Genomic DNA, 21,060 nt, shown 5'->3' on the forward strand with positions numbered 1-21,060 from the left:
TTTATGTCCATTCGGATTAAGTTGCTGCTGTCCTATACCGGGATGCTGGTCATTAGCCTGCTGGTCTTTGTCTTGACTGCCAGTTTGTTTACCATTGCGGCTACCGGCGATGTTCACGGTATTCGGGATTTTTATAAAGTGCACTACCAGATTAACCCTCTCACGGAACAAGAGGAGTCTATTTTCCTCGAATTAAAATATCTTTCCAAGAACGAGCCGGATGAGCTGCAGAACAAAGAGCTTCTGACGGAATACGATTTTAAGCTGAGAACCGTACGAGCAGGACTGTACGTCCGCAGAGAAAACGACCAGGTCTTTGAGTCCAACACGATGAACCAGCCTGAACTGGAAGCGAATCTGCCTCCATATGACCTGAACAACAATCAGATCCGCAATACCCTTAACATCGGTGAACGGTTCTATGCATATGCCAAATATGATTTCCGGTATTCGGACGGGGCCAAAGGGAGCGTGTACGTGATTCGCGAGCGAAGTCCATTCGGCGAAGTCACTCGCAAGCTGCTGCCCATACTTGTCTTGAGTCTCGTAGGCATCGTTGTTGTTGCGAACGTATTGTTATATCGTTGGATCACTCGCAGCGTGGTCAAACCGCTTGATTTGCTCCGACATTCGGCGGAACACATTAAGGAGGGAAATCTCCAGTTTTCTCTGGATTTGCATTCCAAGGACGAAATCGGTCAGTTAAATGAGACGTTTGAGAATATGCGGAAGCGTCTGCATGAATCGATTCAACTGCGGCTTCAGGATGAAGAGAATCGGAAAGAACTGATCTCCAATATCTCTCATGACTTGCGCACTCCCATAACGAATATTAAAGGGTATATCGAGGGCATACGCGACGGTGTTGCGGATACGCCGGAGAAAATGGATAAATACGTGAACATCATTTACACGAAAACCATTGATCTGGATAGACTTGTGGATGAGTTGTTTCTCTATTCCAAGCTAGATTTAAAGCAGGTTCCGTTCATGTATGAGCATGTCGATATCATCGGTTTTATAGACGATTGTATCGATGAGCAACGCTACGTGTTGGAGGAGAAGGACATTTTGCTGGAGTGGAAGGAACGCCCCGGTGATCCTGTCGAGGTCATTGCCGACCTGGAAAAATTAAAGCGAACCGTGCTCAACATCATTGGAAATGCCCAGAACTTCATGGACAAGAAGCAAAAAAACATAGGCGTCTCGATCCGGCTGTCTCCGGAATGGGTAACGGTAGAAATACGGGATAATGGCATGGGTATCGATCCGGAAGCGATTCCTCATATATTCGAAAGATTTTATCGTGCGGAGCCATCCCGCAATTCTGCAACAGGCGGCAGCGGCCTGGGGCTTGCCATTGCCAGCCAGATCATCGAGGGACACGGGGGTACCATCTGGGCGGAGAGCGAACTGGGCGTCGGCACCAGCCTGAACTTTACTCTCAAACGAGCGAATATGAAGGAGGCACTTTAATCCATGACGGCACGTATTCTTATCATTGAAGACGAGACAACCATCGCTCAGTTGGAGCGGGATTATTTCGAGTTGAACGGATTTATGGTTGATCTATGCCATACAGGCAATGAGGGTATGAAGCTTGCCCTTCATGAGGACTACAGCCTTATCATTGTGGACCTTCAGCTGCCCGGTATGAACGGCTTTGAATTATGCAGCCGCATCAGGAAGAACAAGGAGGTACCGATTCTGATCGTATCCGCCAAGAATGAAGAGATCGATAAAATCCGTGCCTTCAATCTCGGTGCCGACGATTACATTACCAAGCCGTTCAGCCCGAGTGAATTAGTCGCAAGAGCCAAAGCCCATTTGATGAGATATGTGAGGCTTATGGGCAAGCAAAGCCCAAGTCCAAGCTCAGAAATTCATATTCGCGGTTTGGTTATCGATAAATCGGCGCGAAGGGTGTTCGTACGCAATCAGGAGGTCGCGTTCACAACCAGGGAGTTTAACTTGCTGGAATTTCTGGCTAGTCATCCGAACCGGGTGTTTAACAAAACGGAACTGTTTGAACGGATATGGGGCATGGATTCCAGCGGGGATATTGCAACCGTAACCGTCCATGTCCGTAAGCTGCGCGAAAAGATGGAGCTGGATCCATCCAATCCGCAGTACATTGAAACGGTCTGGGGGGCTGGCTACCGCTTTTCGGTTTAAATAATTTAGAAATTGTTAATAAAAGTTTTCGAAACGCTTAATCCCGGCTTTCTTGGGAGTTTAGGACTCTCCTCTATCATGGAGATATGACAATCAAGGCTCATATTTCAACGATTCAGGGAGGGTTTACCAATGAATACATATTCTAATAAACTGGCGGCCATGATAGTGGCAGCTGCTCTGGGAACGGCTTCGCTGCCGTTGCATGTTCTGCAAGTCGAGGCTGCGGGAGCTCCGCTGGCTGTCCAAGATATAGAGAAAGCCACTCAAGTATTGTCCCAGCTTCGCGTGATGCAGGGTTACCAGGATGGCTCGATGGGGATAACCAGTCCGATTACGCGGGCAGAGCTGGCGAAAATGCTTGTACTTGCGTTTGGTCTTGAAGGCAAAGGGGAGACAGAGCCAAGCTTCACGGATGTGAATCCAAACGCGTGGTATGAGCGGTACGCATCTGAGCTGGTGGCGCAAGATATTATGCAGGCACCTGACGGCCGTTTTGACCCGCGAGGAACCGTTGCCCACGCCGAGCTGGTACAAATGGTGTCTAAGGCTTTGAAACGCGATGCCAAGTCCGTGGATTACTGGGCAAAGCGTTTTTATTCCGAGGAAGGCCAAACCACTCGTGGTCAAGCTGCCTACTTGATCAGCAATGCCCATGAGGCGATTCCGTCAGAAAAAGCCAAAATCACCAGTGTCCGCGCACTGAATGCGATAACCCTGATCGTCACTTTTGATGCTCCATTGACCACAGACAATGAGGCGTTTGCCAAAGCCAAAGAAGATTTTAAATTTGACAATGGACTAGAACTCACCAACATGCCGCGTTTAAAGACGGGCTCCATATCCACTTACATCGTCCCAACCTCCGTTCAAAAACCGGGTACATCGTATACGCTTACCTATAAAGGGAAAACAGCAGGTGCATATACAGGTAATAGCACGAAGTTGGACATGACAGAGGTTAGACAAGTGGCTCAGGATACGTTTGAGTTGGAGGCACTCAAAGCGAACGGCGTCGTTGACTACGGTTATGTTATTTCCGCTTATAGCGGGGGCCGCGGAGCCAATGCATTCGTATTGGATGAGAACAACAGCGCGGATGGAAAAGTCTATCAGATCATCTCGTCTGGGCAGGGCAGAGAAGTCATGATTACGCCTGCAGGCGGACAACCTATCGTGGCCAAATACGTACCCTTCACCCAGTCCACGGATGGCAAACAAGAACCGAAATTCCGTTTGCCTGAAGGCCAGACGCTGACGCCGGGTGTTACCTATACCGTTACCTCGGATTGGGCACAGATTGCGAACCCGACTTTCGTTGCGGAGAGTTTCGAACCGCTGGATATCATCGGAGCCGAGGCGATCGGTGACAGCTCCGTTTCCATTAAATTATCCGAGGACCCTGGAGATGAGCTGTTCTCCGGTCGGAGCATCGAATTGATTGACACAGAGGGCGGCAAGCTTATGGCAACCTATAAATATTCAAGCCGCAAAGGTGCAGTAGGCGTGTTCGATCTTAATCAGGAGGGCAAACTGAAGCCAGGAACGACCTATACGATTAAACCGGTCGGCAAATGGGCAGGCGAAACAACGGCGGTTCTGACCGTGAATTAATAAACTGTGGGAACATGAATACCCCATATGATAAGGATGAGCTCAAGAGCTCTTTCTTTTCATATGGGGTTTATTGCATTTGATAGAAACCATTTTATCATTTGGGACATTCGGGGTTAGCAATTCATTCCACAAAATCAGAAAAAAATTCCAATTAAATTGTTAATTCTGTAGTCGAAACGTCCGGGAAGTGGGTATTAAATGTTAAACGGTTGACAACCTGTATATACATGTATATGATTTCCCTATATGCAACCTGTATATACAAGATGACGAGGAGGACGAAGTTTCATGTTGAACCCAGAAACCCAGTCTCAAGATTGGTGGAGAACTTCGACGGTTTATCAAGTATATCCGAAGAGCTTCAACGATACGACCGGCCTAGGTACCGGCGATATACGCGGGCTCATGGAGAAGCTGGATTATATAAAAGGACTTGGCATCGACATTGTGTGGCTCCAGCCGGTGTATGTTTCTCCGCAAAATGATAACGGTTACGACGTAGCGGATTATTGCAGCATAGATCCTGCATACGGGACGATGGACGATTTCGATAAGCTTGTGGCCGAATTAAAAAAGCGAGACATGCATCTGATGATCGACATCGTCGTGAATCATTCATCGACCGAGCATCGATGGTTTAAAGAAGCGGTTTCCTCACGCGATAACCCGTATCGCGACTATTACATCTGGCGGGATCCGGCAGAAGACGGCGGCCCGCCGAATAACTGGCAATCCAAGTTCGGAGGGCCAGCTTGGCAGTATGACGAGGGATCAGGGCAATATTACTTGACATTGTTTGACAAAACGCAGGCAGACTTGAACTGGGAGAACGAGAAGGTCCGTGCGGAGGTTGTGGATATCCTCACCTATTGGGCGGAAAAGGGAGTCAGCGGATTCCGGATGGATGTCATTAATCTCATATCGAAGGATCCCAGTTTTCCCGATGACGACGGTTCGGTGGCGCCGGGCGACGGACGCAGGTTTTATACGGACGGCCCCCGAGTGCACGAATACATTAAGGAATTGAACGAAAAAGTGTTTACGCCTTACAATCTCGTCACGGTGGGAGAGATGTCCTCCACAACCTTGGAGCATTGCATTCGATACTCGAACCCGGAGGAGAATGAATTCTCCATGACGTTCAACTTCCACCACTTGAAGGTAGACTATCCCAACGGGCAAAAATGGGAGCTCAAGCCTTATGATTTTGAGGAGCTGAAAAGAGTGCTCTCCGATTGGCAAATCGGCATGCAGAAGGGCGGGGGCTGGAATGCCCTCTTCTGGAACAACCATGATCAGCCGCGAGCGCTGACCCGGTTCACCAATGATGGCAAATACCGCACGGAAAGTGCAAAGATGCTGGCCACAACGCTTCACGGGTTACAAGGCACCCCATATGTGTATCAAGGCGAAGAAATCGGCATGCCCGATCCGAAATGGAATGATATCTCCGAGTTTCGGGATATTGAATCATTAAACATGTACACCATTCTCCAGGAGCAGGGTAAAACTCCGGAGGAGGCTGCCCACATCGTCAAAGTGCGCTCGCGCGACAACTCCAGATTGCCTATGCTGTGGAATGACGGTGACCAAGCCGGATTTACGACGGGGACGCCTTGGATCAAGATCGATGAGCGGTATCCGCTGATCAATGCGCAATCCGAAGTGGAGAATCCGCAATCGATCTATCATCATTACCGGAAGCTGATTGAATTGCGAAAGAACCTTCCGGTTATTACGGACGGTGAATATGTTCGCCTGGATGAAGGTCATCCCGAAATTTATGCGTATGCCAGAACGAACAAGGAGCAGACGCTTGTTGTCATTTCCAATTTCAGCGACCGCGACGTTTCGTTCGAGATTCCGAAGACGTTGATAGACAAGCTGACCGAAAGTCGATCGGTTCAACTGTTAATTGGCAACACAACGGAAGAACAGGCCCTTACTCCAACCGTTGAACTTCGACCGTATGCATCCTATATGTGGCTTATTCATAACAACTAAATTCATAATGTCAGGAGCGTAGAGCTATGGCCATTGATCGCAAAAACGTGGAGCGCATTGTCGAGGCAGTCGGCGGAAAAGACAATATCGAAGCCGCTACGCATTGCGTAACCCGATTAAGATTTGCCCTTGTGGACGACAGCAAGGTGGACTCCCAAGCCCTTGAAGCGAACGATCTGGTGAAGGGGCAGTTCTCGTCCCAGGGACAGTTTCAGGTCGTGATCGGACCGGGTCTTGTCGACCAGGTTTACGATGAAATGATGGATATCACCGGCGGAGCGAGAGTTTCGAAGGATGAAGTGAAGAACATTGCGAGCAAGAAGCAAAATCCGCTGCAGCGGGCGATCAAGACGCTTGCGGATATATTCATTCCGATTCTGCCGGCCATCGTCATGGCAGGTTTGCTGCTTGGTATCAACAATCTGCTTACGGGACCGGGTATCTTCTATGAAGGACAATCGTTGATTCAGGTCCATCCCGAGTGGGCGGACGTAGCCTCGATTATTAATCTGATTGCAAGCACTGCCTTTACTTTCCTTCCCGTTCTGATCGGATGGTCGGCGGTAAGACAGTTCGGAGGCAACCCGCTGCTCGGGATTGTACTGGGTCTGATCTTGGTAAATCCGGATCTGCTTAGCGCTTACCAGTATGCCGATGCCAAGCTGGAGGGTACTGTTCCCGTCTGGAACCTGTTCGGCTTTGAAGTGGAGAAGATCGGTTATCAAGGTCAAGTGCTGCCGGTTCTAGTCTCGGCTTATATTTTGGCCAAAATCGAGAAGTTCCTGAACAAACGCGTCCATGACTCCATTAAGCTGCTTGTTGTGGCCCCCGTGGCCCTGTTGGTGACCGGGTTCCTCGCGTTTGTTCTGGTGGGACCGATCACGTTTGCCATCGGCAACGTCCTCACTTCAGGTCTTGTCAGCATTTTTGATTCCTTTGCCGCTCTGGGCGGCCTGATCTACGGCGGACTGTACGCGCTCCTTGTCATCACGGGGATGCATCATACCTTCCTTGCAGTGGACATTCAGCTCATCGGCAGTGAAGGCGGAACGTTCTTGTGGCCGATGCTGGCATTGTCTAATATTGCGCAAGGTGCCGCAGCGCTGGCCATGATGTTTATCATGAAGGAACAGAAGGCGAAAGGACTTGCCGTTACCTCTTCCATCTCCGCTTTCTTGGGGGTCACAGAGCCGGCCATCTTCGGGGTCAACGTTCGTCATAAATATCCGTTTATTTTCGGCATGATCGGATCCGGAATAGCCGGTGTGCTGCTGGCTGTGAACAACGTTCTGGCTTCATCGATCGGCGTGGGCGGGATTCCGGGATTCCTATCGATATTCCCTAACCAGTGGGGCGTCTTCTTGCTCGGCATGGCGATTGTATTGGTCATTCCGTTCACAGGGACATTGCTGTTCGGGCGTTACCAGTTGTCCAAGCAGTCTCGACGTACAACGGAAGGGAATCCTGCTGGCTCGAATGCAGCAGAACAAGCTGTTCCAGCAGCATTGAACGGCAGTTTTCAATCCGAGTCATTCGACTCGTCAGAATCGGCGAATAGTCCAACTATGGAAGCGGCTCAACATGACGTGGTCGATATCATGGCACCGATCAAAGGGAAAGTGGTTCCCCTGTCTGAGGTGCCGGATCCTGCCTTCGCGGATAAACAGATGGGACAGGGCATTGCCATCCTCCCGTCCGAAGGAAAAGTGTATGCTCCATTTGACGGACAAGTCGCGCATCTGATTAAGAAGAGCAAACATGCCATTATTTTGACGGATACGAACGGAGTTCAGATCCTGATTCACGTCGGTATCAACACGGTCTCCTTGAAGGGAGAAGGATTCACGGCTCACGTGGAAACAGGTGCGGAGATAAGCAAAGGGCAGCTGCTGCTTGAATTCGATATGGATCGGATTCAGGAAGCCGGTTTACCCGTCATTACGCCGGTCATTATTCCAGATGGGCAGGAACATATTCAGGAGGTTACGGAGTTTGAAGGCGAAGCGTTTCTAGGCGAAAAGCGAGTGCTTCAGGTGACTCTCGGTAATGGAAGCTGACAGTTGCCGATGCAGCATGTAATAGCCGCTGGAAAATGGTACAATAACTGATGGTGATAAAGGATGACGAACAACATTTATTGGACGCTATACAAAGATTATGCCGACAAAATCGAAACCGGCACTCTGCAGCCCGGCAGCAAGCTGCCCTCGGAAAACGAGCTTGCGGCAACCTATCAAATCACTAGGGAAACGGTACGCAAGGGACTCAATTTGCTGGCACAAAACGGTTATATTCACAAGGTAAAAGGCAAAGGTTCTTTTGTGCTGGATACAGGCAGAATGAACTTCCCGGTAACGGGGCTCGTCAGTTATAAAGAGCTAGCGGAACGGCTAGGCCGAAAGAGCCGAACGATTGTATATGAGACGGAATGTGTTCCGGCCGGAGACGGAATTGCAAGGGAGCTTCAAATTCGTCCGGATCGGCTTGTATGGAGGGTCATCCGTGCCAGGGAAATCGAAGGTGAGCGCATCATTCTTGATATCGATTATTTGCTTGCCGACATCGTAACGGGTCTAACGAGAGATATTACCGGCGATTCTATCTATCAATACCTGGAGCAGGAGCTCCATCTGAAAATCAGCTACTCGAAAAAAATGATCTCCGTTGAACGAGTTACTACGATGGACCAGTCCTATATGGATCTTGGAAACGATACTCATGTCGTCGTAGTCCGGGGCTACGTTCATCTGGAAGATACCACGCTCTTCCAGTATACGGAATCGAGGCATCGATTGGATAAATTTCAGTTCGTTGATTTTGCAAGAAGAGAAACCAATCATGATTTTGGAGAGCAATAGAAGTGATTATGCAGCCGCGAATTTCATCGCGGCTTTTTTATGTTGTCTTGACACAGGCTTACCGGGGATTTGGTTAACGGGGCGATGTGCCGGAGAATAGATGGAATGAAAGAGGGAATTTCCTTCTTGATGTTGAAGCTATCTAGTAGGGATTGTCCAATAATCAAGGTAAAGGAGTCGATAGAACATGGACTTGGGACTGACAGGAAAAGTCGTGTTAATCACCGGAGGAAGCAGAGGGATAGGCCTTGAAACCGCGGTTACTTTTGCGTTGGAAGGGGCCAAGGTTGCGATTTGTGCACGGGATGAGGCGCAGTTAAAAGCTGCGGCAGCCCATATCCGACAAACAGCGGATATCGAAACGCTAACCATCGCAGCGGATGTTACGAAACCTGAGGATTGCATACAAGCGGTGAACGATACCGTGCAGCATTATGGACAGCTTGATATTCTGGTGAACAACGCCGGAACCGCCGCTGCCAGGCCATTTGAGCTGATCGACGACGAACAATGGGCATCGGATCTGGATCTCAAGCTGTTTGGCGCGATTCGATTTGCCCGTGCAGCTGTCCCTCATATGAGAGAGTCCGGCGGGGGTGCGATTATTAATGTCACGACCTCCTGGGCCAAAACGCCGCCGGCCTCATCCATGCCAAGCAGCGTCAGCCGCGCGGCAGGGCAAGCCATGACCAAGGCCATGAGTCACGATTTGGCGAAAGACCAGATCCGGGTAAACACCGTATGCATCGGAACGATACGCAGTGCACAGCTTGAAGCGCGTTGGAAACGTGAATCACCGGAACTCGCTTGGGAACAGTATGCCTGGGACCCGCGCCATAACATTCCGCTCGGACGTATTGGAAACACGGAAGAAGCGGCAAAAGTTATCGTATTTATGGCATCCGATGCTGCTTCCTATGTTACAGGCACTTCCATCAATATTGACGGGGGTTCAGCTCCGTCTTTGTAAGCCGTTAGCAATTAAGAACGCGGGAGGTCTTGGATGTGAAGCATGAGGTCGTGATCGGAATCGATGGAGGTGGATCGCAAACACGCGTCATGGTCAGCGATTTGTATGGAAATATTCTCTCCTATGCCGTTGGTGGAGCCTCCTCGATCCATAAAGACAGGAATGCACATAAGAATGTTCAGCAAACCATACGCATGGCACTTACCATGGCAGGCTGCAGATTGGATCAAGTCAAGGGTCTGTATGCGGGAATAGCGGGTTACGAGTCGGATCAAGACATGGAGTGGGTAACTCGTTTAACCGCGATCGAAGGACTCGGTTGCCCGAAATGGTACGTGAACGATTCTGTTGTCGCGCACACAGGTGCATTCATGGGGAATCCAGGAATCGTTGTTGTGTCGGGGACGGGATCCATGATTCTGGGAATAACCGAACGAGAGATTCCTATCAAAAATGTGGATTTTCACCATTACGCCGCCAGCGCAGCGAGATTTCTATCTTATGATGCTGTGTATCAGATGTTGGCCGGGAATATTCATCCATCCGATGAATCGTTGGTCCGTCAAATCCAAACCTATTGGGGAGTCGAAAATAGGGACCAGCTTCGAATGTTGGCGTTATCGGGCTTTATAGAAGATCAACAAGAGCGGGACAAGAAGTTCGGGGAGATGGCTCCACTTATCACGACAGCAGCTGAAGCTGGAAGCCCATTAGCTCGGAGCGTATGCGATGAAGGCATGAAACAAATCATGGTAGGTGTTGAGATTATAGGTTCATTTTTTAAGTCGGATCATGTATCGGTAACCGGCATCGGGAGTGTCGTAAACTGCGCTTATATGAAATCTAAGCTGATAAACAGCTTGCAATCTGGCATCAACAAGCAATATGAATTTCAGAACCCTCAATTATCGGCGGCTGCCGGCGCCGTGCTTATGGCATTTCGCAGTTTGGGTCTGCAGGTGGATTCCCATAGGGTTGAATCCATGCGCAGGCACCCTCATGCTACATGGTAGAATTCATTTTTTCTTCATAATTTATATTATGTAAACTGAGGATCATATGTAGTAAGAGCCCCATTTGCCTAATGATGTTCTTCTCATAAGGATGTCGTAATTTTATATATGATTTGTCGCATAGTTGGACTAAAAAAACGAGTGAGATGTGATACCTTATATGTGGATGTCATGGCAGCTAAGTTCATATCCGGAGACCGAAGAGATGTTGTGGCAGAATTACATACATAAAAGCCCGCCTGCTCTTTAAGGCGTTATGGATAGGCAGGACTTTATATTTGAAGTGATTAAAAATTAATGAAAAGTGATGGTGATGATTCATGTCTAAGGTGTATCGAATTGGAATTATCGGCTGTGGCGGTATCGCAAACGGGAAGCATCTGCCGAGCTTAAGCAGATTGAACAACGTGGAGCTTGTGGCATTCTGTGATATCGTCCTTGATCGGGCAGAAGCTGCTGCTAGCAAGTACGGGATTGAGGAAGCTAAAGTGTATAGCGACTATAAAGAGCTGCTGCAGGATCAAAGCATCGATATCATTCATGTTCTGACGCCTAATGACTCGCATGCCGAAATTTCCATTGCGTCCCTTGAAGCAGGTAAGCATGTAATGTGCGAGAAACCGATGGCAAAAACGGCTGCGGATGCCAAGCGGATGATGGAAACCGCAGAGCGCACAGGCAAGAAATTGACGATCGGGTACAATAACCGATTCCGTGAAGACAGTCTTTACCTGAAACAAGTATGCGAAGCCGGTGAGCTCGGAAATATTTATTTTGCCAAGGCTCATGCCGTACGGAGAAGAGCGGTTCCAACTTGGGGCGTGTTTTTGGATGAGGAAAAACAAGGCGGCGGGCCGCTTATCGATATCGGTACGCATGCTCTCGATTTGACCCTCTGGATGATGGATAATTACAAACCGAAGATCGTCCTCGGTACCACTTACCATGAATTGTCTCGCAAGGAGAACGCGGCAAATGCTTGGGGGCCATGGGATCCGGAAAAATTCACCGTTGAGGATTCCGCATTCGGTATGATTGTAATGGAGAATGGCGCGACCATCATGCTGGAATCCAGCTGGGCGCTCAATACGCTGGATATTGATGAAGCTAAATGTACGCTGAGCGGTTCGGAAGGCGGAGCCGACATGAAGAACGGTCTTCGCATCAACGGCGAGAAATTCAGTCGTCTGTACACCAACGAGATCGAATTGAATTCCGGCGGAGTGGCGTTCTATGACGGGAAGAAGGAGCAGGCTCCGGATGTTGAGATGAGAAGATGGATCGAGGCGATCGATCAGGATAAGGATCCTGTCGTAACCCCGGAACAAGCTTATGTCGTATCTCGAATTTTGGAAGCTCTCTACGAATCCGCAAAACTCGGCAAAGCCGTTTACCTGGACTAAGTTTAGATTTATATGATGATTTAATCATGCAAAAGCCCTGATGTTCAGGGCTTTTTTTATGTCGATCATATTGAATCTAGCAAAACTGTGGATAGGTGATGGGGAGGAATGGGATATAGTATAGATTAATGAGGCATAATAAGCTCATTACATCATGAAGGCAGGGTCATATGAAATGATATTTATTTATAATGATTACGGTGGAACCCATACAACCTCGCTGGCAGCCGCGTATCATCTAAATAAATTACCCACGCATCGGCAGCTTACTACAGACGAGATTCTGGCGGTTGACTGTTTCAATAAACTCAATACTTCCGACATGGGCAAACTCGTTTTCCACGGGCTGGATGAGAACGGGAATCCGGTATACACACTTGGAAGGGGCTCATCCAAAGTTGTCATTCCAGCTCTAAAAAATTTGAGCCTTATCCTTCAAGACAAATATCAGAACTCAGAGCCGATTGTATATTCCAATACTTCGCCTACCGTTCCATTGGTCATGACGATTGGGGGATTTTTAACTAAAAGATTAAAATTGAGTTTTATAGGCGATCCATTATTAATCGCAGGGGCGAAGCAGTGCTGCAGCAACATCCGTGAACTGGTTCTACATACCAAACAAACTGCAGCCGCGAGGTCTGGAACAGAGTCTGTAATCGTTATGGAGAACAAAAATTTCTCCGCATAGCTATTTGATATCCGCACTGACTGAGAAGATAATCCGGGATTCCACAGGTGTATCTTCTTTTTTATTTGCCCAAATATGCCTCAGTGTTTCTGTTATAGAGCTGAATCGTATGATACAAAATCACTCAATTTTCGTTCAGCCGCGTCATCCTGTGAGAGTGGATGTTATCGAAATTTCCCTTGGCCTGCTTGGTACACAGCAATGTGCATCAGACAGTTTACAGCTGGTTTTCTTCGGTAATAATGGGGGAATAGCATCTGAGAGAGGGAGGATGTTCCCATGCGGTATCGAAGAAGAACCGGCCATCCCGTCAATAACCGCATCAAAGATACCCTACCGGCTAACACATCGATTACAGATCCCGATGCCTTAAGCCCGGATATACAAAGCAATCTAAACCATATCAGAGCAGCCCTTGGCAACAGCACCGATATCGTGATCAGGGAAATTCCGCTGGATGAAGAGGAGATACACTATATCGCTATCGTTTATACGGACGGTTTGGCGGATCAAAAGATCATCTCGGAATCCATCATGATGGTAGTAGCAGATATTGCGAAATCCCGGGTCAGGGAAGATTCGGAACATTCGAAACCATTCGACGGGCAAAAGATATTAGAACAAATTTCCCTCGTCAATAATGAGATTCAGTCTATTACCGATTATAAAAAGTTGTTCCATTCCTTATTGTCGGGAGACACCATTTTTCTGGTAGATGGATTGAATCGAGGCATCGCGGCAGGTACACGCGGTTGGAAGGACCGCGGGGTCATGGAAACATCGGCGGAGAATGTCGTCCGCGGCCCGCGCGAGTCCTTTTCGGAGTCGCTGCGTACGAATACAGCCTTGATTCGCCGGAAAATCAAGGATCCTCAACTGTGGATGGAAACGCAACAGATCGGTCGAGTGACGCAGACGGATGTCGCCATGATGTACATTAATGGCATTGCAAACGAAAAAATTGTCGGGGAAGTCCGGGCCCGGCTTGGACGAATCGATGTGGACAGCATCTTGGAGAGCGGCTATATCGAGGAGTTGATCCAGGATAAGACGTTAACTCCTATTCCTACCGTTTATAATACCGAACGTCCGGATGTGGTTGCGTCCGAGCTGCTGGAAGGAAAAATTGCGATTATCGTGGACGGGACTCCGTTTGTTCTGATTGTTCCGGCTCTCTTTGTCTCTTTCTTGCATGCTGCGGAGGATTACTATCAGCGCGCGGATATCAGCTCTTTCCTGCGCTTGCTGCGCTACCTGAGCATATTTATTTCTTTGCTTGGACCTTCCCTCTATGTTGCCATAACCACCTTTCATCACGAAATGCTGCCGACAAGGCTCCTGTTCGGACTGGCTGGGCAGCGTGAGCAGATCCCGTTTCCTGCCTTTGTCGAGGCGGTCCTTATGGAGGTTACCTTCGAGATCCTTCGGGAGGCAGGCGTGCGGCTGCCCAAAAATATCGGATCGGCGATTTCCATCGTAGGCACATTGGTGATTGGGCAAGCCGCCGTTGAAGCGGGGATCATTTCGCCCGCCATGGTCATCGTGGTTGCGATCACGGCAATTTCAAGCTTCGTCGTTCCATCCTTTAATATGTCCATTGCTTTTCGGATGCTCCGGTTTCCGTTAATGGCTCTTGCCGGATCCTTTGGCCTGTTCGGCATCTTAGTGGGGATCATCGCCCTAATTCTCCATTTGTGCAGCCTACGCTCGTTCGGCGTTCCGTACATGTCACCTTTCGCGCCGTTAATTCCGGAGGGGCAAAAAGATTCGATATTGCGGCTCCCGCATTGGATGCTGCTGAGTCGCCCCCGACTGATGAATCAGAACAACCAAAAGCGCAGAAAAAGCACACCACCCCAAAAATCGCGGGAATAGATTATTGCAGACCAGCGGGAAAGTGAGTGAAATGGATGAAACGGATCACGGCGTTGATTCTCCTGCATATTGTCATCATGCTTCTTCTGAGCGGTTGCTGGAGTCGCAGGGAATTGAACGATCTGGCCATAGCGGTAGCCGCTGGGGTGGACTGGGTGGAAGGCCGCTATCGTTTAACTGTCCAGGTTGCCAATCCCGGGCAGCTCACCGCCAAAAGAAGTGGAGGTCCCCAAGCGCCTGCTACATTGTATACGGCAGAAGGGGACACTATTTTTGAAGCCTCGCGGAGGATGACACAGATCAGTCCGCGGAAAATTTATTTTTCCCATTTACGGATGTTTCTTATGGATGAGGCAATGGCAAAGGAAGGGATTGCCAAAGTTCTGGACTTGCTATCCAGGGATCATGAATTTAGACCCGATTTCTACTTGGTTGTGACCAAAGGAGCAACTGCGGAGGAAACGTTGAAAATCATGACGTCCCTGGAAACCATCCCTGCAAATAAACTTTACGAATCGCTGCAAATCTCCGAGAAGGTATGGTCACCCAGCATGGCCGTAACGCTGGATGAATTGATAAGTGATATTACCAGCACTGGAAAACACCCCGTGCTTACAGGATTAATCATAACTGGGAATCGGGACATCGGAAAAACGAAGAAGAATGTAGAAAATATTAATACGCCAAGCCAATTGAAATATTCGGGGCTTGCCGTTTTCAAAAGGGACAAGCAGATTGGGTGGTTAAACGAGAAGGATAGCAGAGGGTATCGACTTATTACGGGGCACGTGAAAAGCTCTGTAGATTTCATACCATGCCGCCGGAACGATGGCAAGGTTATTGTGGAGACGCTTAGGTCCGAAACGAAGCTGAAGGGAAGAATGGTCCAATCCCGTCCTCAAATGGATATCCGAATTAATATGGAGGGAAATATCGGCTCTGTAGAGTGCGGAGGCTTGGATCTGTCTCACCCTGATACCTTAAGAGACCTCGAAGTCCAAATGGAAGAAAGACTAACCCAAAGCTTAGAGGCGGTTATCGCTAAAGTACAAACGGAGCATAAAGTGGACATCTTCGGCTTCGGGGAAGCTTTTCGCCGTGCGCACCCGAAGGCGTGGAAAGGGATGAAGGACGAGTGGGAAGACCGATATTTTCCGAATCTCGAGACCCATATCCAGGTGGATTATAAAATCCGGCGTACAGGAACTACCAACGATTCATTTCTAAATGATATCAAGGAATGAGGCGATTTCATGCTCAACTTCGCGATTATAGCGGCTTCAGCCGGGATCGTAACCTGGCTGGAGCTGCCGAGGATGCTCCGGGAAAAAGAATACAGGGAAATCTGGGGGTTCGCGGTATTCATGATCATTGGCATGGGAATCAGCGTGGCTCAAACGGTCATGAAAGATATCCCAACTCCCTTGGCTATGATCACGGTCATATTCAAGCCGCTCAGTGATTGGCTTACTGCCATCGGTTTGATCCAATAAGAAAAGGAGCGGGAAAGATGCCCGTAGTCAAAATTTCACTGCGTCAGGTCAGCATATTAACTGCCTTGTATACGATCGGAAGCGCTATTCTTATCGTTCCTTCGAGTATGGCTTCCATCGCTAAGCAAGATGCCTGGATTGCCTGCTTGGTCGGTACCGGCCTCGGATTCATCATTCTGGCGCTGCAGCTGCAATTGTTCAAAAAATATCCGGAAACGAATTTAATGCAGTTGTCCGAGAAGCTTTTTGGAAAATGGATCGGCAAAACGATAAACCTTCTCTTCCTGCTTACGTTGTTCCTAGGCGGTCCGGCTACGGTGTTACATGAGATCGGTATTTTCATGACGATCCAGATGCTGCCGGAAACTCCGATTCAGGCGATCATCTTCCTATTTGGGGCCCTGGTTGTGCTTGGGGTGCGTTTAGGCCTTGAGGTGCTGGCTCGTTCAGCGGAAATGCTCTTTCCATGGTTTCTTCTTCTGTTTCTATCCATGAGTTTATTATTATTGTCAGAGATTAAATGGGAGAATGCTATGCCGATTTTGGAATCGGGGATTAACCCCTTCTTTCCAGCCGCCGTCTCTTTCGTTAGCATTACTTTTCTGCCGAATGTCGTGTTGATGATCATCTACCCGGGGGCCGTCAACCGACCGTCAGAAACATACAAAGCCGTTTATATCGGCAGTTTATTCGGAGCGATGGTGTTGTTTACGATTATTGCCTTAACGATCTTGGTACTGGGTCCAGACATAACAGCAAGAAACCTTTATCCAAGTTATATGCTGGCAAAAAAAATCAATATCGGCAATTTTCTTCAGCGGATTGAGGCGGTCATGGCCGTGATGTGGTTTATCACTTTATTTTATCGAATTTCCTTGTTTTTCTATGCCATAGCGATTGGGGTAAGCCAAATATTTAATATTAAAAACTATCAGCCTCTGGTCGTTCCGCTCGGTTGGATTCTGGCCGCGGTTTCCGTCTTCATCTATCCCAATGTTCCATTCAAGTTGGTATGGGATACTAAGACCTGGATTCCGTATACGATTACCATCGGATTTATACTCCTGCTTTTGTTGTTCGGCATGCACGGATTGCGTAAAATTGGTTCCAAAAAAAACAAAAAGTCCTCGAAATCCGCCTAAACGGTTGGAGGACAAAGTGGGTTAATTGATAATCCACAGAAATCGCTATTGAAATGGAAATAGCTTAGCTTGTGCGATCCGTCTACTTGTAGACGGTTTTTTTATGTTGAGCCGGCAGGAAAGGGAAGTTTATCTATTGCGCACTAATAGATGAAGTCACTCTGACATTATTAAGGAATAACGGCGATTGTGATTTATGTCAAATTCTTCATCCGTTCTTCGATGCTCCGCTACATAGTTGCCAATCCAGTCGCGAACAAGAGTAGAAGGGTCCGTATTGATCCTATCCATTGTCTGAAACCGACTGAAACCCTGCGTACCTGGCAGTCGTATATGATAATTGTCATCTCTGACATCGTTAACGGGAGGAGGAGATAAAACCCGTGGTCAAGCAACGCAAAAATAAACCCAGTCGTACAGGTATCCATACATATAAGCAGAAAGCGAGAAAACAACGTAAACGATCCGAAGACACCCGCTTCGATCGGTTCTGGTTTCGGATTATGGAAGCGATCGGATGGATTATCCTGCTTGGATCGCTTCTAATGTATTGGAATTCCGCCCGGCTCACGACCATTATAAACAAAGCTCAGCCGGTCCATCATTTGACATCCGAAATGACTGGCTATGTACGTCTCGAAGGTCAGGCTGGGGGAGAAGCGGCATATACGGATGAAGGCAAGCTCCAGGATCTTTATGCTCTGCTCCAGAAAGAGCCGTTCCGCTGGGAATGCGGCAAGGGTGGTTGCGATTACAAGCTGGATGATAACGGAAGCCACCAATCATGGGGAAGTTCAGAGCTTAACGGAGTAACGGTTCAGGCGGAACGGTTCAGGTTTTACACGGACTGGCTTCCGCTGAATTTTGCGACGGTTGACCCGAAACATGTCTCCCTGATTTACCAAGGAAATTCATCCCGACCGCTGCTGATGGAAAGTCCCAAGGGTACGGCTTACGGTTATTATGCCGTCTCCCCCGGGGATTGGGTGACGGTAATTGGCCGGGCTAACAAAGGCCAGTTGGAAGCCTTTCCCTTACCGGGGGACGATACGAAACATCCTGTTCTGCTGATCGGTACGAGTGTGGAACAGATGTTGTCGGAAGAGAAAGGAGTCCAGTCCGTGTATTTGATCATTTCTTGTATCGTCGCATTGATGCTGCTCCCTAAAATGATCGGAAGAACCAGGCGAATCACTCCATGGTTAAAGACTAGAAGAGCGAGATAGTATGAACTGCATACGGAGGCGAGGATCATGGCTGGGGGGAAGACCGCGGCTCTTGATATCCAAGGGTGCAGACACATTTGACATGAATAAAAACGAGGAGTAAAATGAATTCGCAGCTGCTTGAACAATTGTTCAAAACGAACGTTCAAATCAAAGAATCAACTTAACGAATAATTGGAATAGCAAATACATGTAGACAGGTAATGGATATCGAATGGTAAACGAAGAACAGGTACAGAATCAGGAAAAGGACGTAAAGCAGAAGAATTTTAGGGGCAGCGAAGAAGCTGTTTGCCGGAAAAGGTTTTGAAGGCACCAGCGTCAGGGAAATTTGCGACGAAGCAGGCGTTGCATTAGCGCTGGTATCCTACCATTTCGGAGGAAAGGACAAGCTGCTCTATGCTTTGTTCGAACCGCTTAATGAACATTTTGCGAAGCTGTCCTTCAACTTGGAGGAGCCAATCAACGCGCTTGAAGCGTTTATCCGTGGTTTTGTTGCATACCGTTACGATAACGAAGAGTTGATTCATATCCTGCAGCAGGAAATGATGATGCAAAGTCCCCGGCTCAAGATGCTTTCGAATGCCTATTATCCTTCTTGGGTACATCTAAGAGCCATACTGGAAGCAGGGAAGAGCCAAGGCGTGTTTCAGTTCGAATCGATTGTGTACGCCGTCCATTTTGTGATGGGGGTCGTTATCTTTTCCAGACAGAACCCGTTCCTCGAGCCAGTGTTCGGCGATTTGCCCCCTGCGGAGGACAACGCCGCGCAGGCAGCTGAGCATATTATTCGTCTTGTCTTGAACGGTTTGCATTCATCGTGAACAGCAAAGGGGATAACATCATGAGAGCAGCGAAAATATACGGAACTAAAGACATCAGGGTTGAAGAAACGGCCATTCCTCCTCTTGAAGCGGGAAAGATACTCCTCAAAGTGGATTATGCAGGCATATGCGGAAGCGACATGCATGAATATGTAGCGGGTACATTTCCAATCCGCACGCAGCCGGTTCTCGGACATGAATTCTCCGGTACGGTCGTTGAAGTAGGAGAAGGCGTAACCACTGTGGAGCCCGGTGATCAGGTGGCCGTTGAACCACTCATCGCTTGCGGCCATTGCTCCAATTGCCGAAGAGGGATGGTGAATCTGTGCTCGAACAGCGGCGGTTACGGTTATTCCATTTCTGGCGGGTTCGCGGATTACGCCGTTGTTAAAGAGGAGAATGCGTTTAAGCTTCCAGCTGAAATGGACGTTAAGCTTGGAGCACTCGTCGAGCCTACGGCCGTAGCGGTTCATGCGGTACGGCAAAGCACGCTGCGTCTTGGCGATACGGCAGCCATCTTTGGGGCTGGTCCGATCGGTCTTTTGCTCCTGCAAGCGGTGAAAGCGGCGGGAGCAAGCGAAATCATCGTCGTGGAAGTATCCGATGACCGCCGGGAGAAGGCGCTGGAGCTAGGTGCAACCCACGTACTTAACCCGGTTGAAGTCGATGCAGTTGCACGAATCAAGGAGCTGACGGACGGAGGAGTGGACGTAGCCTTTGATGCGGCGGGTGTGCAGGCTACATTCTTGAGCGGCGTAAGTGCGGTGAGAAGAGGCGGGGAATTCAAAGTTGTGAGTTTGTGGGAACAGCCGGTCACCTTTAGCCCGAACAGCTTTGTAAAGACCGAAGCCAAAATTACCGGTTCTTACGCTTACGCAAACCTGTTCCCCGAGGTGATTCGATTGCTCGCCGGAGGTATCATTGATGGGAACAAGGTCATCACAAGCCTCATACCGCTCGGCGATATTGTCGAGAAAGGCTTTGAAACATTGACCAATGATCGAAAACAATGCAAAATTTTAGTTGATATGCACTTGTCCTAATGAATCAGCCCTACCAAGATCTCTATGGTAGGGCTTTTCTATACTGTACCTTACGCCGAATTTAATGGGAGGTGGAATTATTATCCACTCAGTCTTCATCAAAGGCATTTTTTTATATATAATTAATTCTTACATATTTTCATAAACCACTCTTAGGTTAATAAAAGCAAAGCGAGGTGAGCGTGATGGAGGATACCATCACCATTGTAGAATATGCCCAAAGCTGGGCGGAAGCTTTTGAATCCGAAAAAGAAGCGCTGCTTTCGGGACTTGGTGCCGAAGCGGCAGCCATCGAGCATGTGGGGAGTACCGCGATTCCCGGGCAGGCATCCAAGCCGGTGATCGACATCTTTGTCGGTTTGACGCCGCTCCGGCCGGTCGCCTATTATGAATCAAGGTTTGATCCGGCTAGCTATACGCATATTCCAACCGGAATGCAGGGGAGATATTTATTTGCCAAGCGTACGGAAGGAAAGTGGACTCATAATGTTCACCTTATGATGTATGATGCGTTGTTCCATACGAGAAATGAAATTTTGCTGCGAGATTATTTGCGTAGTCATCCGGAGCTTGTCACGCAGTACGGCGCAGTAAAAAGGGCGGCTGCCCTAAACGCAAGTTCCATGGAAGCCTATACGAAGGAGAAAACCGCTTTTATTCAGATGGTTGTGGATGCGGCCCGAAGTGAGCTGGGGCTTCCGCTTCAGAATGTGTGGGAAGATTAAG

The 21,060-nt window shown here is 48.6% G+C and carries 18 protein-coding genes; all 18 read left to right on the forward strand.

Features of this window, described 5'->3' with window-relative positions:
* The first annotated feature begins 3 nt into the window (after positions 1 to 3).
* The 18 genes from MKX98_RS14295 (at position 4) to MKX98_RS14380 (ending at position 21,059) form a co-directional block, all read left to right on the forward strand.
* Entirely contained in the window at positions 4 to 1,476 is a 1,473-nt protein-coding gene (locus MKX98_RS14295) for a HAMP domain-containing sensor histidine kinase (protein ID WP_339223648.1), read from the forward strand.
* 3 nt (positions 1,477 to 1,479) lie between these two features.
* Positions 1,480 to 2,175 carry a response regulator transcription factor gene (locus MKX98_RS14300; protein WP_339223650.1) on the forward strand — a complete coding sequence of 232 codons (696 nt, stop codon included), beginning with the start codon at positions 1,480 to 1,482 and terminating at the stop codon, positions 2,173 to 2,175.
* 132 nt (positions 2,176 to 2,307) lie between these two features.
* Complete coding sequence (locus tag MKX98_RS14305) at positions 2,308 to 3,789, forward strand: S-layer homology domain-containing protein (RefSeq protein WP_339223652.1); 1,482 nt, start codon at positions 2,308 to 2,310, stop codon at positions 3,787 to 3,789.
* 291 nt (positions 3,790 to 4,080) lie between these two features.
* Positions 4,081 to 5,796, forward strand: coding sequence for an alpha,alpha-phosphotrehalase (treC, locus tag MKX98_RS14310; RefSeq protein ID WP_339223654.1), 1,716 nt, complete (start codon positions 4,081 to 4,083; stop codon positions 5,794 to 5,796).
* A 26-nt stretch (positions 5,797 to 5,822) separates the two neighbouring features.
* Positions 5,823 to 7,853: a PTS system trehalose-specific EIIBC component gene (treP, locus tag MKX98_RS14315; RefSeq protein ID WP_339223657.1), complete on the forward strand. Its 2,031-nt coding sequence runs from the start codon at positions 5,823 to 5,825 to the stop codon at positions 7,851 to 7,853.
* A gap of 63 nt (positions 7,854 to 7,916) precedes the next feature.
* The gene (treR, locus tag MKX98_RS14320) at positions 7,917 to 8,654 is read left to right on the forward strand and encodes a trehalose operon repressor (protein WP_339223659.1); all 738 of its coding nucleotides are present in this window, start codon (positions 7,917 to 7,919) and stop codon (positions 8,652 to 8,654) included.
* Positions 8,655 to 8,841: 187 nt separating this feature from the next.
* Positions 8,842 to 9,624, forward strand: a complete 783-nt coding sequence (locus MKX98_RS14325; RefSeq protein WP_339223662.1) for an SDR family oxidoreductase — start codon at positions 8,842 to 8,844, stop codon at positions 9,622 to 9,624.
* 35 nt (positions 9,625 to 9,659) lie between these two features.
* Positions 9,660 to 10,637 carry a BadF/BadG/BcrA/BcrD ATPase family protein gene (locus tag MKX98_RS14330; RefSeq protein WP_339223664.1) on the forward strand — a complete coding sequence of 326 codons (978 nt, stop codon included), beginning with the start codon at positions 9,660 to 9,662 and terminating at the stop codon, positions 10,635 to 10,637.
* A 320-nt stretch (positions 10,638 to 10,957) separates the two neighbouring features.
* A complete protein-coding gene (locus MKX98_RS14335) occupies positions 10,958 to 12,040 on the forward strand; it encodes a Gfo/Idh/MocA family oxidoreductase (protein ID WP_127590332.1) in 1,083 nt (360 codons plus the stop codon).
* A gap of 175 nt (positions 12,041 to 12,215) precedes the next feature.
* On the forward strand, positions 12,216 to 12,731 hold the full coding sequence (locus MKX98_RS14340) for a DUF3189 family protein (protein WP_339223666.1): 516 nt from the start codon (positions 12,216 to 12,218) through the stop codon (positions 12,729 to 12,731).
* A gap of 279 nt (positions 12,732 to 13,010) precedes the next feature.
* Positions 13,011 to 14,606 carry a spore germination protein gene (locus MKX98_RS14345; RefSeq protein ID WP_339223668.1) on the forward strand — a complete coding sequence of 532 codons (1,596 nt, stop codon included), beginning with the start codon at positions 13,011 to 13,013 and terminating at the stop codon, positions 14,604 to 14,606.
* Positions 14,607 to 14,641: 35 nt separating this feature from the next.
* Complete coding sequence (locus tag MKX98_RS14350) at positions 14,642 to 15,850, forward strand: Ger(x)C family spore germination protein (protein ID WP_339224438.1); 1,209 nt, start codon at positions 14,642 to 14,644, stop codon at positions 15,848 to 15,850.
* A 9-nt stretch (positions 15,851 to 15,859) separates the two neighbouring features.
* Entirely contained in the window at positions 15,860 to 16,099 is a 240-nt protein-coding gene (locus MKX98_RS14355; protein WP_339223670.1) for a hypothetical protein, read from the forward strand.
* A gap of 17 nt (positions 16,100 to 16,116) precedes the next feature.
* The gene (locus tag MKX98_RS14360; RefSeq protein WP_339223672.1) at positions 16,117 to 17,241 is read left to right on the forward strand and encodes an endospore germination permease; all 1,125 of its coding nucleotides are present in this window, start codon (positions 16,117 to 16,119) and stop codon (positions 17,239 to 17,241) included.
* Positions 17,242 to 17,624: 383 nt separating this feature from the next.
* Positions 17,625 to 18,467 (forward strand): hypothetical protein, encoded by an 843-nt coding sequence (locus tag MKX98_RS14365; RefSeq protein WP_339223673.1) that lies wholly within the window; start codon positions 17,625 to 17,627, stop codon positions 18,465 to 18,467.
* Between the two features lie 404 nt (positions 18,468 to 18,871).
* The gene (locus MKX98_RS14370; RefSeq protein ID WP_339223674.1) at positions 18,872 to 19,291 is read left to right on the forward strand and encodes a hypothetical protein; all 420 of its coding nucleotides are present in this window, start codon (positions 18,872 to 18,874) and stop codon (positions 19,289 to 19,291) included.
* Positions 19,292 to 19,311: 20 nt separating this feature from the next.
* Complete coding sequence (locus tag MKX98_RS14375) at positions 19,312 to 20,334, forward strand: 2,3-butanediol dehydrogenase (RefSeq protein ID WP_339223676.1); 1,023 nt, start codon at positions 19,312 to 19,314, stop codon at positions 20,332 to 20,334.
* A 185-nt stretch (positions 20,335 to 20,519) separates the two neighbouring features.
* A complete protein-coding gene (locus MKX98_RS14380; protein ID WP_339223678.1) occupies positions 20,520 to 21,059 on the forward strand; it encodes a GrpB family protein in 540 nt (179 codons plus the stop codon).
* Position 21,060 lies beyond the last annotated feature (1 nt).

The organism is Paenibacillus sp. FSL W7-1332, assembly GCF_037969785.1.
In the GTDB taxonomy this organism is placed as follows: Bacteria; Bacillota; Bacilli; order Paenibacillales; family Paenibacillaceae; genus Paenibacillus_AQ.

What these genes read in the sequence shown, in the direction of transcription:
- MKX98_RS14325 (WP_339223662.1), top strand. Translation starts at nt 8,842, where the DNA reads ATGGACTTGGGACTGACAGGAAAAGTCGTGTTAATCACCGGAGGAAGC.
- MKX98_RS14350 (WP_339224438.1), top strand. Translation starts at nt 14,642, where the DNA reads ATGAAACGGATCACGGCGTTGATTCTCCTGCATATTGTCATCATGCTT.
- treR (WP_339223659.1), top strand. Translation starts at nt 7,917, where the DNA reads ATGACGAACAACATTTATTGGACGCTATACAAAGATTATGCCGACAAA.
- MKX98_RS14345 (WP_339223668.1), top strand. Translation starts at nt 13,011, where the DNA reads ATGCGGTATCGAAGAAGAACCGGCCATCCCGTCAATAACCGCATCAAA.
- MKX98_RS14355 (WP_339223670.1), top strand. Translation starts at nt 15,860, where the DNA reads ATGCTCAACTTCGCGATTATAGCGGCTTCAGCCGGGATCGTAACCTGG.
- treP (WP_339223657.1), top strand. Translation starts at nt 5,823, where the DNA reads ATGGCCATTGATCGCAAAAACGTGGAGCGCATTGTCGAGGCAGTCGGC.
- MKX98_RS14305 (WP_339223652.1), top strand. Translation starts at nt 2,308, where the DNA reads ATGAATACATATTCTAATAAACTGGCGGCCATGATAGTGGCAGCTGCT.
- MKX98_RS14300 (WP_339223650.1), top strand. Translation starts at nt 1,480, where the DNA reads ATGACGGCACGTATTCTTATCATTGAAGACGAGACAACCATCGCTCAG.
- MKX98_RS14380 (WP_339223678.1), top strand. Translation starts at nt 20,520, where the DNA reads ATGGAGGATACCATCACCATTGTAGAATATGCCCAAAGCTGGGCGGAA.
- MKX98_RS14340 (WP_339223666.1), top strand. Translation starts at nt 12,216, where the DNA reads ATGATATTTATTTATAATGATTACGGTGGAACCCATACAACCTCGCTG.
- treC (WP_339223654.1), top strand. Translation starts at nt 4,081, where the DNA reads ATGTTGAACCCAGAAACCCAGTCTCAAGATTGGTGGAGAACTTCGACG.
- MKX98_RS14360 (WP_339223672.1), top strand. Translation starts at nt 16,117, where the DNA reads ATGCCCGTAGTCAAAATTTCACTGCGTCAGGTCAGCATATTAACTGCC.
- MKX98_RS14335 (WP_127590332.1), top strand. Translation starts at nt 10,958, where the DNA reads ATGTCTAAGGTGTATCGAATTGGAATTATCGGCTGTGGCGGTATCGCA.
- MKX98_RS14295 (WP_339223648.1), top strand. Translation starts at nt 4, where the DNA reads ATGTCCATTCGGATTAAGTTGCTGCTGTCCTATACCGGGATGCTGGTC.
- MKX98_RS14375 (WP_339223676.1), top strand. Translation starts at nt 19,312, where the DNA reads ATGAGAGCAGCGAAAATATACGGAACTAAAGACATCAGGGTTGAAGAA.